Source organism: Aestuariirhabdus haliotis, from assembly GCF_023509475.1.
Classification (GTDB): domain Bacteria; phylum Pseudomonadota; class Gammaproteobacteria; order Pseudomonadales; family Aestuariirhabdaceae; genus Aestuariirhabdus; species Aestuariirhabdus haliotis.
Genome location: NZ_JAKSDZ010000007.1, coordinates 34,186 through 48,254 on the forward strand (window position 1 = coordinate 34,186; position 14,069 = coordinate 48,254).

Sequence of the window (14,069 nt, forward strand, 5' to 3'; positions counted from 1 at the left end):
ATGCCAAAAGCTTGTGACCTCAAGAAAGGACAAGTCGTCGACGTCAACGGACAACCTTGTCAGGTCAAACTGATTGACGTCAAATCTCCCTCATCCAGGGGCGCCCAGACGCTTTATAAGGTCAGGTTTAGCAATGTCCGCACAGGGCAAAAGGTAGAGGGTAGTTACAGCGGCGACAACCTGCTTAAGGAGGTCGATCTGCTTAGGCGCCGAGCCTCATTTTTATATCGCGAAGATGATCTCTTCACCTTTATGGACAGCGAAGACTACAGTCAGCATATGCTGTCAGCCGAGCAGCTGGATGAACAGGTGGATTACCTCACTGACGGTCTGGAAGAGATCATGCTCTTACTGATCGAGGGACAACTGGCCGCCATCGAATTACCCGGCTCTATCACCATGGAGATTACCGATACCGCACCGGCTATTAAGGGCGCAACTGCCGCAGGTCGAACCAAACCTGCCACACTCAGCAGCGGTCTGGAGATCCAGGTGCCCGAGTATCTGGCCACCGGCGAGCAGGTTAAGGTGAACACCACCACCGGGAAATTTATGAGTCGAGTTTAAGCATGGCCATCTCCCTGCATAGCTACAATATTGTTCGGATCACCGATGGCCAACAGGTGCACAACTGCACGGTGATCAAAATGTGCTACGACTACGCGATCGTGAAATATCAAGGCGAATGCTACCGGGTACCCTACCACCTGATGGACCAGGTGGTAGGCCACGAATTGCTGATGCCGACAGATGCAGTCTAAGGCCTAACCAGGCTAATGCGCAGGAACCGTACGATCCTTAGCCCAATAACGTAACGCCGCAATATCCTCATCCATCACTACAGATAGCGCCTGGGTACTGCCCAGGGCTTGCTCCAATTGAATCTGTTGTAATTCGCCCCCATCATTTTCGGCACGATACAGCGCCGAGACCACTAACTGCTCCAGCTCGGCTCCGGAAAACCCCTCACTGAGTTCAGCCAACCTGGCCAGGTCAAAGACTGCAGGATCCTGATCACGCTTGTGCAGGTGAATCGACAGTATTTGCTCGCGAATCGCCGTATCGGGCAGGTCTACAAAGAAGATCTCATCCAGGCGCCCCTTACGAATTAACTCCGGCGGCAAACGGGAAATATCGTTAGAGGTGGCAACCAGAAACACTCGATTATTCCGCTCAGCCATCCAGGTCAACAGAGTCCCCAGAATGCGACGAGATGTGCCCTGGTCGTTATCACCGGAGGCGATGCTTTTCTCGATCTCATCGACCCATAACACCGCGGGAGCCATCGACTCGGCCAGCTGCAAGGCGCGACGTAAATTACGTTCGGTCTCACCAAAATACTTGTTGTACAAGACACCAAAATCAAGCCGCAACAACGGCAAATTCCAGACTCCCGCCACGGCCTTGGCCGCCAGGCTTTTACCACTGCCCTGCACGCCCAGCAACATAACCCCTTTAGGTATATCCGCGCCGTCCTGAGGTTCCAGGAAAGCGCTACGACGCTGCGACAACCAACCTTTAAAGGCTTCCAGTCCGCCCACATCGGCAAACTTCGCCGTATCAAATTCGTAGCTCAGCACATCGTCACGGTTAATCAGGGCAAACTTACTGCGCTTGAGCTCTTCTACATCGCTGGCATCAATCGCACCGTCATCGACAATTGCCGTCCGTGCCAGCTTTCGTGCCTCGCTCCAGGTCAATCCTCGCAAATGGTCCACCAGCTGGTTCAGGCTGCGACTGTCGGTCTTGACTCGCTGCTCCTGATTACGGCTCGACCACTGCTGGGCTTCCTCACGAATAATCCCCATCAACTGGGACTGGGACGGCATCGCCAATTCGAAGTGGGCGCCGTAATGGCGTAACTCTTCGGGCAAGCTAAGTGCATGACTCAGCAACACGACCCTGCTTCGTTGGGCCGCCTCACTCATCGCTATCTCTTTTAACAAGCGAATATGCAAAGGCTCATCCTTGAGGTAAGGATGAAAATCACACAGAACAAACAGCCCGCCGCCGGTATAAGCCCGTATATGCCGCAGCAATGCTTCCGGCTCTGTGTATTCCTGGCTATCCAGGCGCTCGCCAAATCCCAGTGACCGCAGGCCATCCGCTGCCGACCAACAAAACAACGATGTTGAACGCGCCATCGCCAACCGAGTCATCAACTGGAGCACCCTCGATTCATCCGGGCTCTCGATAACCAACAGGGATACCCCGGTTTCAAGCATCACTTCAAGATCGCGGACTTCTGCCTTCACATTACCTCCTGTAAACCGCTTAGGCGGATGTTTCCTGAAGCCGATAAGGGTAACATAGGCCCATATCACGAGGTGAATGAACATGAGCAGCAAACGACACTACAGCGCCCTTGACCAGTTACTGATTGGTGCCGATCAGGTACTGCGAACCCTCAGCCATTCGGCCAATACTGCGGAACGTCCTTCCCCGGCAGAGAGCCACCAGGAAAGCACACTGGATAAGGATGAGAAGCGTCACGTAGCGGGCCTGATGCGAGTCAACCATGCTGGAGAAGTTTGCGCTCAGGCGCTCTACCAGGGACAGGCCCTGACGGCCCGACTACCCGATGTTCGGGAGGCCATGAATGAGGCCGCACGCGAAGAGATTGACCATCTGGTGTGGTGTGAGCAGCGTTTGCAACAGCTGGGTAGTCGTACCAGCTTGCTGAACCCTGTGTGGTATGCGGCTTCCTTCTCTATCGGCGCACTGGCCGGAGCCCTGGGTGATAAATGGAGCCTGGGCTTCGTTGCCGCAACCGAGAACCAGGTCTGCGCGCATCTGGAATCTCACCTTGAAAAGCTTCCCGTCAGCGACCAGAAAAGTCGCGCCATACTAAAACAGATGAAAGATGACGAAGAGCGCCATGAGCAGATGGCAATGCAGGCAGGTGGTGCCGAGTTTCCAGCACCTGTACGAGCGGTTATGACGATGGTTTCAAAAGCGATGACCGCAAGCTCCTATCGCATTTAAGCGCAGAGCGTTCTGTCGACGGACTCAATGCTCAATCGAGTCCGTCACAGGCCATATTCTAGAGTTCTACAATTTTATAATCGTGAGTAATGGCCACTCCGGCTGCGCCGAGCATAATCGATGCCGAGCAATACTTCTCTGCCGACAATTCGACCGCGCGTTTAACCTGCGATTCCTTTAACGCGGTACCACTGACAACAAAATGCAAGTGAATGCTGGTAAACACCGACGGCACCGCATCCGCCCGCTCAGCACGGATCTCGACGCGACAATCATCAACCTGTTGGCGCGCTTTTTCCAGAATACCCACCACATCGATGGAAGAGCAGCCGCCAACACCTAACAACAGCATTTCCAGCGGACGAACCGCCTCGTTTCCTTCCTTGGCTCCATCCATCAAGACCCGGGCACCACTGCCAGCAACCCCTTCAAATTGACGATCTTTTAACCACTTAACTTCTACTTGCATGGCTCGCCTCACCCTCTACAGACTCTTTGAAGCGGGCAGAGTATCACCAAGCAAGCACAGTGCCCAGCGGCAGCCTTGGCGTTTTACCACCGGTGATCGGCAAAAAGTCGAAGCCTGTCAAAAGATAGGGTTACGGATTTTGTGAAAACTGGTACTCGTCACTCAATAACGCCATAATGACTGGATTAGCTAAACCTACAAGACAATTGCAGGAAACGTGATGGTAATGATTACGCCCCCTCAAAAGATCAAAGGTCTCGATACCTTTGTCTCCTTATGCCACCGACGCCGCCACAGTGCCAAAAGCACTCTGATCTATGCTGGTGACAACAGTGACTCCCTTTATTATATCGTCAAGGGGTCAGTCACTATCCTGATCGAGGATGACGATGGCCGCGAAATCATCATTGCCTACCTGAATGCAGGCGATTTCTTCGGTGAAATGGGTTTATTTCTTGAAGAAGAGGGTTCTCGCAGCGCCTGGGTACGGGCCAAAACCGAATGTGAAGTGGCAGAGATCAGCTATACCAAGTTCCGAGAATTGTCATCTCAGTTCCCGGACATTCTCTATGAAATTGGCGCACAGATGGCCAACCGCCTTCGCAACACGACCCGGAAAGTCGGCGACCTGGCCTTTCTCGACGTGACAGGCCGAGTGGCCCGTACACTGCTCGATCTATGCAAACAGCCCGATGCCATGACCCACCCTGACGGCATGCAGATCAAAATCACCCGCCAGGAGATCGGCCGGATTGTCGGTTGTTCCCGGGAAATGGTGGGGCGGGTTCTCAAGACCCTTGAAGAACAAGGTCTGGTATCCGTAAAAGGCAAAACCATGGTGGTGTTCGGCACTCGCTAGCCTTGTATTGCATCCGACGATATTCTCGCTGAAGCGTCGGATGCATTCTCAAGCGTTCTCTAACCGCTTACTATCTTGCCCATTTAACACTCTTTCCCCCAGATGTCTCTGCTCAGCCACATTCGAGCTAACGAATGCAGAACTCCGATGTTGACGCTTCAGGTCGATTCACGTGTAATTGGCCATACCAAACCTGTCAATTCGGCCCATCATCCATGCTGGAAATCCATATAACCCCAAGTGCGCCTCGCAGCCCCACCACAATAATTGAAATGAAAGGTCCCTCCCCCCTGCTGGATCATGCTATTCAGGTGATGGTAGAGCTGGGGTGGGACGATGAATTAGCCGCCACTGGTGATACATGGAAGACTGGAGCGACTAGAGCCACCTTTGCCGTTGAGAATTCAATGATCGATGAATTCAAACACGACTTTCAAGCCACTCAGGAAGAACTTACATCCAACCCTCCTGAGGCCTAAGCAGCGTTAAGCCCTTACCTGCCCTCTCATCCAAGCAACTAGAACAACAGCTTTTCCACCGCCTGACGAAAACGAGGATCATCGGGCCGGGTTTGACTACCGAAGTGTCGAACTACCACGCCCTCCCGATCGACCAGATACTTGTTAAAATTCCAGGCAGGCGCTTGCGTTTGGGCCGCCAACTCGCGGAAAACCGGATTGCTGTTTTCGCCGCGCACCGAGGTCGGAGCAATCATCGTAAAAGTGACGCCGTAGTTTACATAACAGACCTTCGCGGCCTTGGCTTCTTCACTTGCTTCCTGGCGAAAATCATTACTGGCAAAGCCCAGAACCACCAACCCTTGACCAGAGTACTGTTGGTGCACCGTCTCCAGCCCCTTGAACTGAGGCGTAAAGCCACAGTGACTTGCGGTGTTCACAATCAACAAGGGCTTGTCACTGGCAATAACGCACAGATTAAGGGTGTCACTCGAATGCAGTTTCCGTAACGACTGATCCATCCATTGCGGGCAATTGGCAGACGCAGAACTTGCCACCAGGATCGCGCTTAAGGCGATTACAATCTTCATTACAACCCTCCTGTAAAAATGGTCAATCTACTATGGGTACGGGACTCTGGTTTATGTGGATCACAATTATTTTCGGTCAGACCGAAAGCGCTTAAGTCTTATCAGAATCAGGAGCCACAACACAGCGTTCACAGGTAGAGGTCCCGGTTAACCATAGCGAAAAGGTATATCGGTACCGTGCAAATACCCGATAGGCCACATCCATGGGGGTACGCAAAGGCCAGCGCCTTAGCCATCGCAACCAGCGCTTTTTTCCGACCAGATTCCAGGCATGCACACTGACATCAAGCCCAAGCAACAAGTGCCCGTTGGATCGTAAACCATGCAGCATTTCACTCGCTCGCTTCACATCAATTTGAGGATGGGACTCCATAAAACCTTCCCCATTAATATCAACCAGGAGGATCTTTTTTTGTCGGTCATGACGTTTCAGAGCCTTCATTTCTATCACACAAAGTGGACACCGACTGTCGAAAAATATAGTAAGTTCGTGCATTAAACCTCTCCTAGTTGTAATACAGCCAAAGCATTACAAGATGCAGCCCTACCACCGCGCCAGTCAGCCAATAACGCATAGTCGGATACGATGCCGGATAATCCTGCCTTTGCTCAAAAAGCAGGTCTCGCTCTGCTATCAGCAACGCCACATAAGCCAACGACAATACGATTAGTGACAATCCGATTAGTGACAATCCGAAAGACGATATCAACAAAGCCAGGCAGGCAACCAACGCAAACAGATTACTGAATATCAGGGCAGGTGCCGACGAAGCGGTATCAGAGGTTCCCAGCTGACGCCCCCAGATGACACCACCAAGAAAGCCGAGAATGACAGCTGAATAGGATACAAATGCAAAAAACGGATTCAGATACAACCAGGCAGTCTTGAAGAAAGCCGATACGACAAAGAACACGAAAGGGAGTAAACCCGCATAACCCAGCACTCCGATCAGCCTCATAGCCTTAACCCGTCACCGTACAACCTTAGATGTATTGGTTTACGCACTCATCCACAAACCGGATCAACATCATCTGTTCCATTAATTGTCGCTTACCGTTATAAATCATCAAAAAACAACAAAGCAAAAGATCCGAACGCCGTCTCTGAGCGTAACTGCCTGAAACGACTTCAAACTTGCCATTGATACAGGAGCCGCATCATGATTTCTTCGGAAGCAAAGCGCGTAAGAGAAATGTTGGTTGAGAAACGTCTTGAAACCCCTCTCTTGGATACAGGGCTTAATAACGAACAAAAGTACGTGCGCATCAAGGGTTTGATGACCGAGGTGATGGGTACGTTGGGGCTGGACCTGAAGGATGACAGCCTGCAAGAGACCCCTCATCGTATCGCTCGAATGTACGTCGATGAAATTTTTTCTGGTCTCGATTACGAAAGATTCCCTTCCATTGCTGTTATTGATAACAAAATGGGGGTCGATGAAATGGTTAAGGTCAACGAAATACGAATGGTGAGCACCTGCGAACACCATTTCATTACCATCGATGGCACCGCCAGAGTCGCCTACCTTCCTGACAACAAGATAATCGGCCTATCCAAAATCAACCGGATTGTTCGTTTCTTTGCTCAACGCCCCCAGGTACAGGAAAGACTGACGCAACAGATTCTTGTCGCGTTACAAACATTGCTGGAAACCGAAAACGTTGCCATTTCTATTGCAGCAACCCATTATTGTGTGAAAGCGCGAGGAATAATGGACACCAGCTCATTTACCGAAACCACAGCTCTAGGTGGTGTTTTCAAAAGCAATCCTCAAACACGATCAGAATTCTTTCAATAACGAGATCAGACTTATGCCCGCTCCTGTCCTTATTACCGGCATCGCCAAAAGAATTGGACTCCATATTGCTCGCGCACTCATCAAGCAAGGCATACCGGTCATTGGTACCTACAGACGCCGGCATGACTCGCTTAGCGAACTGGAAGTGATGGGTGTTCAGCTGTATCACTGCGACTTCTACGATACCGATCAGGTGGAACAGTTAATCACCTCCGTACAAAACAACCACACTGAACTCAGAGGTATCATTCACAACGCATCGGATTGGCTCGGCGAAGGCGAGAGCGATCTGGCCCCTAGCCTGGTGATGGAGAGAATGATGCGAGTACACGCCTTCGCCCCCTATCAATTGAATTTAGGTCTTGCGGATCAACTGAAAGCTTACTCTGAAGGCACTGCGGATATCATTCACATCACAGATTTTGCGGTTAAAAAAGCCAGCAAAAAGCATATTGCCTACGCCGCCAGTAAAGCCGCCTCAGAAAATATGAGTCGTTCCTTTGCTCGCCTACTCGCCCCCGAAGTAAAAGTGAACAGTATCGCACCTTCATTGATCCTCTTTAATGAAGATGACAGCGAAGAGTACCGTCAACATACCCTGAAGAAAGCGTTGATTCCGGTAGAGCCCGGGCCTGAGGAAATCTATAACGCCATCAGTTTTCTGATGAACAGCGATTATATGACTGGACGTACTCTGCATCTGGACGGCGGGCGTCACCTGAAGTAGCAAAACCAATCCATCGACTGTTATCCTGCTATCAACTGTTGCCCCATGTCTAGGGAACCCTTCTCCTCTATGCACCCTATCCTGTCTGAGCTAGCAAAATGATTATTCTTCGTTTGATGGGTTGCCTCTATCTAGCCTCAGGCCTCTGGTGTGCAGCACAGCCAGAATTGTCAGCGACTTACCTTGGATTGGGCACTCTGAACGAGCAGGGATTAGCCGAATTTTTCAGCGTCTACGGTGGTCTTCAGATCGGCCTGGGCGCAGCCATGTTACTGGGCAGTTTCTACCAAACCTACCAACCAGGGGCTTTGCTATTTAGCGCCCTGTTCTCAACCTCTCTTGCGCTGTGCAGGCTGATCAGCCTAATTCAATACAATACCTTTTCTACCCAGCTTCCGTTTTTGCTTTTGGAATCAGTGATTGCAATGCTGCTGGTGTATGTGCTAATTCGTCATAACAACAATATTCAACAATCCTAAGCAAGTTTTAGAGCCTCATATCGTCCATTCCCCTACCTCAATCGCTGCCTGCTAGAAAACACGCTCTGTATGCGAGTCACTTTTTGAACAGAAAAATTCGTCTGCACATTAGAGAGCTAAGGCTAATTGATTTTTATAAACCTACAGATACTATGTAATCAGCAACACTCAACCGCAAAGCGCGATTAATAGCCCTATTTTTCAAAACACTAGAATTTCAAATACCAAAGATCATTATTATTGTGTATGTCATGGTGATTTTGACTTCAATTAAAATTCTACAAAAAACAATACAGAGATGAATGCTGTATTTATGAGCATTAACTTTCGGAGACTTAACACTAAGGTCTAAAATCAATGGAAAGCAGAATCCCATTACCAACCGATAATATTTACAAATTCTACGCTCTATTTGGACTATTATTGGCTGTATTTAGTGCTGGCGCAGTTATTTATGTAAACCAATCAACAAATAATTTGGTTTACGATGTTTCTGTCGAATATCAATTGTTAAAGCACATACCTGAAACCGTTCGAACTATTTCAGAAGAAGCGCGCCTGCAAGTTCTTGAAAGTAAGATAAACATAGCAAATAACAACAAATGGTTTTACTTGACCAGCCTTGGTGCAATTTTAGCTATAGGCATCCTAATGATTTGGTATGGATTTAAAGTTTGGCATACCGTTATACAACCTTTGCAGGACGAAATAACTCGATTAAACATTAAGAAGTTAAAACAAGAAGTGGGTGAGGAAGAGGCCACCTAACGAATCACTCTAGCGATATTGAGGCGTACAAATAAAATCTATGCAAACACCCACCTAACCCGGCTGAATCTTTAAAAATGGGTTAAACCATCGCCAGGCGCCGGTCAGTCGAATAGGCGCTTGCTGGGCCGACAGGCACAGGCAATCTTCATTCTGGGCCGCCATTGGTCGATGCGCTTCTCCAGGTTCACGCAGAAGGAAATCCCCCACCGCATAAACACCATCCTCGTCGGAAAAACTGCCTCGCAGCACTACGGTGATCTCGGTAGCTCGATGATCATGGTGGGCCACTTTGGCGCCAGCACTGATTTTGTGCAGTGCCACTTCATGGTTCTCATCACCGGATTTCAGACGGGCAGCTTTCAGACCGCTGGAGATCTTTTGCCAATGTATCCCGGTGGTATCGATCAGCTGCCCCACCACCGGCGGCAAATCAGCGCGCGATGAAGAACTGACAACTGGAGCAGGTTTCTCAACTGGCATAACCGTTTGCGGCTGGTCGATACGATTAAGAACCTGATCCAATACCGAACCACCCACCTCAACCTTAGGTTGCTCGTCCATCAACTGAGCACCAAGCTCGTTCAGCTTTTCCAGCTCTGCCCTGCATTCCTTACAGTAGTGCAGGTGAGTGGTGACACAGATAGCTTGCGCCCAGGGCAGACAGCCGGCTGCATATTCGGCTAACAAATCGCTGGTAGGATGCTGCTTAATCATAGGGGTGACCGTGTAAAATGGGTATTAAGTTTTGCCAGAGCAAGTCGAATACGGGACTTAACTGTTCCCAGTGGTAATTCCAGCTCGGCGGCTATCTCGCTGTGGCACTTGCCTTCCCGGTAAACCATCGCGAGGATATTTGCCTGTTCGTTGGGCAGGCTCTTGAACGCCTGATTGACCCGCTCGACTGAGCGTACCTGTGTTAACTGAGCCAATGGTTGCGTCTGATCACTATCGGGCCAAACATCATCGGCACCGATCGACTCTTCTACCGAATGCCGCCCTTTACGGCGTAACAGATCGATTCGAGCATTACGAGCGATGGTGTAGATCCAGGTACTGGCGGCGGCACGCTCCGGGTCGTACATACCAGCCTTATCCCAAACCTTGATCATCGCCTCCTGAACCATATCATCGGCCAGCTCGGGGCTGATCCCCTTACCCAGCGATAGGAAGTAGCTCTTGATCATCGGCGCAAAGTGCTGAAACAGCTTTACGAACGCCTCTCGATCCTGATGTTTACCCACCTGGGACAACAGCTGGCTCCAGCTGTCCTTATCGTTCTGGAGCTCATCGGTATTCATGGCAGAGGGAGAATCCCTGTGTATGGAAACGACACTCATAATAGTCTCATCATCCGCTTTTTTAAAACTCACTGAGGCTGCTTTGACTGTTTTACGCCCTGAGCCTCTGTTCGGATCACTTTTTATTGAATAGTCGTTACACGCCTATCAGAGGCTGTGAATAGCCAAGTAGCCTCAAAGTGCCAAAACCCAAACCAATAACAAAATATACGGATCGAATTGATCCATTCCTGATAACGGGGCGTATACCCGAACAAGAACATGCTGTAGCACACAGCAGCCACATTCCAGAAGGATTCAACTTCGTGCAAGAAGCGACCCTGATTCAACAATTCAAAGATTTTTATAGCGATTTCAGCAATCAACCGCTGTCGTTAATTGACCAGCTGTATGACCCCAAGGTCAGGTTTCTCGACCCGATTCACGAAGTCGACGGTCGCGATCAGTTAAAGCAATACTTCTCATCCGTTGGTGCCGACCTGGTGCATTGCCATTTTAATTTTCTGGATCAGATCGTGGATGAGAAGAAAGCCTATTTCACCTGGGAAATGGATTATGCCCATCCCCGTATCAAGAATGGGACAATCTTGCGCCTGAGTGGAGTAACCCGTATCGGTTTTGCCGATCAGATTCTCTATCACGAAGACTATTACGATATGGGGGCCATGTTGTATCGACATTTGCCTCTTCTGGGTTGGACCGTCAGAGCCCTAAACCAACGCCTGGCCAGTTAATAGGAAACACTCATGACCACCGCTATTACAGGCAAAACCATTCTAATCACCGGCGCCAGCTCTGGCATAGGGCGTGAGCTGGCCATTAGATTGGCCCGCGCCGGCAACTACATTATTGCATTGGGTCGCAATACCGATCGACTGCAACGACTGCAACAGGTTGATCCGGCACGGCTCACGCCGCTGGTCATCGATCTTGGAGCAGAAGATGCCGCCGAAACGCTCAAACAAGCCTTGCGTTCAATGACAGATCAACTCGATATTGTTCTACTGTCCGCTGGCTGTTGTGAGTATGTCGATGACAGTCACTGGGACCCAGCCCTCTTCCGTCGCGTGATGAATGGAAATTTCTTTACCGCCGTCAACACCATCAGCGCTTGTTTACCCCTGCTTAAAGCGGCTTCTGGCCGCTCACAAATCGTAGGGTTGAGTAGCCTGTCAACCAGTGTAGGTTTTCCTCGCGCGGAAGCTTATGGTTCTTCCAAAGCCGCTCTGCACTACCTGCTTGACTCACTTCGCGTGGATGCCAGCCAATGGGGCATAGATGTCACCGTAGTCAGCCCCGGGTTTATCCGCACCCCGATGACCGCCGGCAACGACTTCCCCATGCCATTTATGATGGAGTCTCAACAAGCGGCGGAAAAGATCATTCAGGGTATCAGCCAACGAAAACGACACATTGCCTTCCCCTTCCGCCTTTGGTTTCCTTTGTGGTTAGCAGCCAAACTGCCATTAATCTGGTACCGCTGGCTAGGACCTAAACTAACACGAGTGAATGACATCTAATGCGAATAGCCATTATTGGTACCGGCATCTCCGGACTCACCGCCGCTTATATGCTGCAATCTGAGCATGATATTACGGTATTTGAATCCAGCTCACGTATCGGAGGACATACAGCCACCGTCAAGATATCCGTCGATGGCCAGGAACACGCCGTCGACACCGGATTTATTGTCTACAATGACTGGACATACCCTAACTTTATCAAGCTTATGGACCAGCTGGGAGTCGCTTCCAAGCCTACCGAGATGGGTTTCAGCGTCAGTTGTGAAAAAACCGGTTTGGAGTACAGCGGTAACAGCTTTAATACGCTGTTCGCACAACGCCGTAATGTTTTAAGACCTGACCATTGGCGCATGTTAAAAGATATCGTTCGCTTCAACCGTGAGGCCAAACTCCATTTACAACAAGACAAAATTTCCGAGAGCCTCAGTCTGGGTGACTATCTCAGCCACAACGGTTACTCAAAGTCGTTTCAGGACTTTTACCTGATTCCGATGGGTGCGGCCATATGGTCTTCCGGGAGAGAAGCCATGGTCAATTTCCCTGCACGCTTTTTCCTGAGATTTTTTAATAATCACGGATTACTCAACATCAATGATCGCCCGCAATGGCGGGTCATAGAGGGAGGTTCCAGTCAGTATCTGGATCCGTTAGTAAAATCTTTTTCGGATCGTATCAAGTTAAACTGTTCGATCGAATCCATTCAGCGTACGGATAATAACGTCATTATTCGTCACAACCAGAGCGAACAGGAATTCGACCAGGTAATTATGGCTTGTCACAGCGACCAGGCACTCAAGCTGCTCTCCGATGCCTCAGCTCATGAACAGGAAATCCTGAAAGCTATTCCCTATCTGGATAACGACGTTATTCTCCACACCGATCAGCGCATGTTACCCAAACGCAAAGCCACCTGGAGCAGCTGGAATTACCGTTTGAAGGACAACGGTTCGGATCAAAATGCCCTGCCAGTGCTGACTTACAATATGAATATCCTGCAAGGGATAAAGTCCAGCAAAGCAATCTGTGTCACCCTCAATGATACTTCGGCGATCGATCCGGACAGTATTCTGGGTCGATTTACTTACGCTCACCCTCAATTTTCCATTGAAGGCAGCAAAGCTCAACAACGCTGGTCAGACATCAATGGGGTTCGACGCACCTGGTTTTGTGGTGCTTACTGGGCCAACGGATTTCACGAAGATGGTGTTAGTAGCGCTCTCAGGGTCTGCGAAGGATTTGGGTTATCGCTATGACCAGCCAACCCGCTAATTCGAACCCTCAGTTAAGCAGCGCGCTGTATCTAGGCCCAGTATTCCACCGTCGCTTTAGACCCAAGCAACACGAATTTCAGTATCGAGTTTTTATGGCGTATTTAAATCTGGATCTTGTCCATGAAGACTTCTCACAAAGTCGATTGTGGTCTTGTCATCGCTGGGCCATAGCGCGCTTTAACTGTCAGGATTATTGGCATGGAAAATCCAGAAATCATCACGAGCTGGCGGAAAACGTTCGAGATTATGTACTGGAAAACACGGGTACACGTCCAACCGGGGCCGTCTGTCTGTTAACCAACCTTCGCTATTTTGGTTATCTGATCAACCCGATCAGCTGTTACTACTGTTTTGATGAACAAGGAAAGCTTCAGGCGCTAGTGGCTGAAGTCACCAATACGCCCTGGGGAGAAAGAATTCATTACTGTCTTCCCTGTGATGAAAGCACCGAACGACTGCAAGCCCGTTTCGATAAGTCCATGCATGTATCGCCTTTTATGCCAATGGATATGAGTTATCTATTACGTAGTGGATTACCTCAAAGCTCCCTCTACCTGAGTATTCAGAACTGGCAGGCGGATCAACAATTCTTTTCTGCCGGCATGCGCCTGCGTCGCTACCCTTTAACACCCGCGAACATGCGGCAGGTTTTGCTTCGTTTTCCGCTGATGACACTAAAGGTCGCCTGGGGAATCTATTGGCAAGCACTCAAAATATGGCTGAAGGGTGTGCCTTTTATTGGCCACCCCCCTTTACCGGAATCCAGTGTAAAACCCTAGTTGCCAAAACAGGCCGTAAATCATTCACAATATTTCACCATAACATTAAAAAAACGACAGA

At 49.8% G+C, this 14,069-nt stretch carries 20 protein-coding genes; 13 read left to right on the forward strand and 7 right to left on the reverse strand.

Going from position 1 to position 14,069, the window contains the following annotated elements; genetic code table 11:
• On the forward strand, nt 1-567 hold the full coding sequence (gene efpL / locus MIB40_RS07240; RefSeq protein ID WP_249692474.1) for an elongation factor P-like protein EfpL: 567 nt from the start codon (nt 1-3) through the stop codon (nt 565-567).
• A 2-nt stretch (nt 568-569) separates the two neighbouring features.
• Complete coding sequence (locus tag MIB40_RS07245) at nt 570-761, forward strand: hypothetical protein (protein ID WP_249692482.1); 192 nt, start codon at nt 570-572, stop codon at nt 759-761.
• Between the two features lie 12 nt (nt 762-773).
• Here MIB40_RS07245 and MIB40_RS07250 read toward each other — a convergent pair whose 3' ends face one another.
• Complete coding sequence (locus tag MIB40_RS07250; protein ID WP_249692485.1) at nt 774-2,255, reverse strand: AAA family ATPase; 1,482 nt, start codon at nt 2,253-2,255, stop codon at nt 774-776.
• A gap of 82 nt (nt 2,256-2,337) precedes the next feature.
• Here MIB40_RS07250 and coq7 point away from each other — a divergent pair, with 82 nt between their 5' ends.
• Nucleotides 2,338-2,985 carry a 2-polyprenyl-3-methyl-6-methoxy-1,4-benzoquinone monooxygenase gene (coq7, locus tag MIB40_RS07255; RefSeq protein ID WP_319941635.1) on the forward strand — a complete coding sequence of 216 codons (648 nt, stop codon included), beginning with the start codon at nt 2,338-2,340 and terminating at the stop codon, nt 2,983-2,985.
• A 58-nt stretch (nt 2,986-3,043) separates the two neighbouring features.
• Here the strand turns inward: coq7 and MIB40_RS07260 are convergent, their stop codons facing one another.
• Entirely contained in the window at nt 3,044-3,454 is a 411-nt protein-coding gene (locus MIB40_RS07260; protein ID WP_249692489.1) for an OsmC family protein, read from the reverse strand.
• 220 nt (nt 3,455-3,674) lie between these two features.
• Here MIB40_RS07260 and crp point away from each other — a divergent pair, with 220 nt between their 5' ends.
• Nucleotides 3,675-4,313: a cAMP-activated global transcriptional regulator CRP gene (gene crp / locus MIB40_RS07265; protein ID WP_319941636.1), complete on the forward strand. Its 639-nt coding sequence runs from the start codon at nt 3,675-3,677 to the stop codon at nt 4,311-4,313.
• A 272-nt stretch (nt 4,314-4,585) separates the two neighbouring features.
• The gene (locus MIB40_RS07270; protein ID WP_249692492.1) at nt 4,586-4,792 is read left to right on the forward strand and encodes a hypothetical protein; all 207 of its coding nucleotides are present in this window, start codon (nt 4,586-4,588) and stop codon (nt 4,790-4,792) included.
• Between the two features lie 38 nt (nt 4,793-4,830).
• Here the strand turns inward: MIB40_RS07270 and MIB40_RS07275 are convergent, their stop codons facing one another.
• The 3 genes from MIB40_RS07275 to MIB40_RS07285 form a co-directional block, all read right to left on the reverse strand.
• Nucleotides 4,831-5,361: a glutathione peroxidase gene (locus MIB40_RS07275; protein ID WP_249692494.1), complete on the reverse strand. Its 531-nt coding sequence runs from the start codon at nt 5,359-5,361 to the stop codon at nt 4,831-4,833.
• Between the two features lie 91 nt (nt 5,362-5,452).
• Complete coding sequence (locus MIB40_RS07280) at nt 5,453-5,857, reverse strand: thiol-disulfide oxidoreductase DCC family protein (RefSeq protein ID WP_264758533.1); 405 nt, start codon at nt 5,855-5,857, stop codon at nt 5,453-5,455.
• Between the two features lie 10 nt (nt 5,858-5,867).
• On the reverse strand, nt 5,868-6,320 hold the full coding sequence (locus tag MIB40_RS07285; RefSeq protein WP_249692498.1) for a DUF3429 domain-containing protein: 453 nt from the start codon (nt 6,318-6,320) through the stop codon (nt 5,868-5,870).
• A gap of 201 nt (nt 6,321-6,521) precedes the next feature.
• On the opposite strand from MIB40_RS07285, the gene folE reads away from it, so the two are divergent.
• From folE to MIB40_RS07305, 4 genes are all read left to right on the forward strand, one after another.
• Nucleotides 6,522-7,160 carry a GTP cyclohydrolase I FolE gene (gene folE / locus MIB40_RS07290; RefSeq protein WP_249692500.1) on the forward strand — a complete coding sequence of 213 codons (639 nt, stop codon included), beginning with the start codon at nt 6,522-6,524 and terminating at the stop codon, nt 7,158-7,160.
• A 13-nt stretch (nt 7,161-7,173) separates the two neighbouring features.
• Nucleotides 7,174-7,887, forward strand: coding sequence for a dihydromonapterin reductase (folM, locus tag MIB40_RS07295; RefSeq protein WP_249692503.1), 714 nt, complete (start codon nt 7,174-7,176; stop codon nt 7,885-7,887).
• A gap of 98 nt (nt 7,888-7,985) precedes the next feature.
• Entirely contained in the window at nt 7,986-8,366 is a 381-nt protein-coding gene (locus MIB40_RS07300; protein WP_249692505.1) for a glycerol-3-phosphate acyltransferase, read from the forward strand.
• Nucleotides 8,367-8,723: 357 nt separating this feature from the next.
• Nucleotides 8,724-9,134: a hypothetical protein gene (locus MIB40_RS07305; protein WP_249692507.1), complete on the forward strand. Its 411-nt coding sequence runs from the start codon at nt 8,724-8,726 to the stop codon at nt 9,132-9,134.
• A gap of 54 nt (nt 9,135-9,188) precedes the next feature.
• Here MIB40_RS07305 and MIB40_RS07310 read toward each other — a convergent pair whose 3' ends face one another.
• Both MIB40_RS07310 and MIB40_RS07315 read right to left on the reverse strand, forming a co-directional pair.
• Nucleotides 9,189-9,851, reverse strand: a complete 663-nt coding sequence (locus MIB40_RS07310) for a ChrR family anti-sigma-E factor (protein ID WP_249692509.1) — start codon at nt 9,849-9,851, stop codon at nt 9,189-9,191.
• The gene (locus MIB40_RS07315) at nt 9,848-10,507 is read right to left on the reverse strand and encodes a sigma-70 family RNA polymerase sigma factor (RefSeq protein ID WP_249692511.1); all 660 of its coding nucleotides are present in this window, start codon (nt 10,505-10,507) and stop codon (nt 9,848-9,850) included. The genes MIB40_RS07310 and MIB40_RS07315 overlap by 4 nt, the downstream gene beginning before the upstream one ends.
• A gap of 233 nt (nt 10,508-10,740) precedes the next feature.
• Here MIB40_RS07315 and MIB40_RS07320 point away from each other — a divergent pair, with 233 nt between their 5' ends.
• From MIB40_RS07320 to MIB40_RS07335, 4 genes are read left to right on the forward strand one after another with little or no spacing between them, the layout of a single operon-like run.
• Complete coding sequence (locus tag MIB40_RS07320; protein ID WP_249692513.1) at nt 10,741-11,169, forward strand: nuclear transport factor 2 family protein; 429 nt, start codon at nt 10,741-10,743, stop codon at nt 11,167-11,169.
• A gap of 12 nt (nt 11,170-11,181) precedes the next feature.
• Nucleotides 11,182-11,955: an SDR family NAD(P)-dependent oxidoreductase gene (locus tag MIB40_RS07325; protein ID WP_249692515.1), complete on the forward strand. Its 774-nt coding sequence runs from the start codon at nt 11,182-11,184 to the stop codon at nt 11,953-11,955.
• Nucleotides 11,955-13,211 (forward strand): NAD(P)/FAD-dependent oxidoreductase, encoded by a 1,257-nt coding sequence (locus MIB40_RS07330; RefSeq protein WP_249692517.1) that lies wholly within the window; start codon nt 11,955-11,957, stop codon nt 13,209-13,211. Before MIB40_RS07325 ends, MIB40_RS07330 begins: the two co-directional genes overlap by 1 nt.
• Nucleotides 13,208-14,008: a DUF1365 domain-containing protein gene (locus tag MIB40_RS07335; RefSeq protein ID WP_249692519.1), complete on the forward strand. Its 801-nt coding sequence runs from the start codon at nt 13,208-13,210 to the stop codon at nt 14,006-14,008. Before MIB40_RS07330 ends, MIB40_RS07335 begins: the two co-directional genes overlap by 4 nt.
• Nucleotides 14,009-14,069 lie beyond the last annotated feature (61 nt).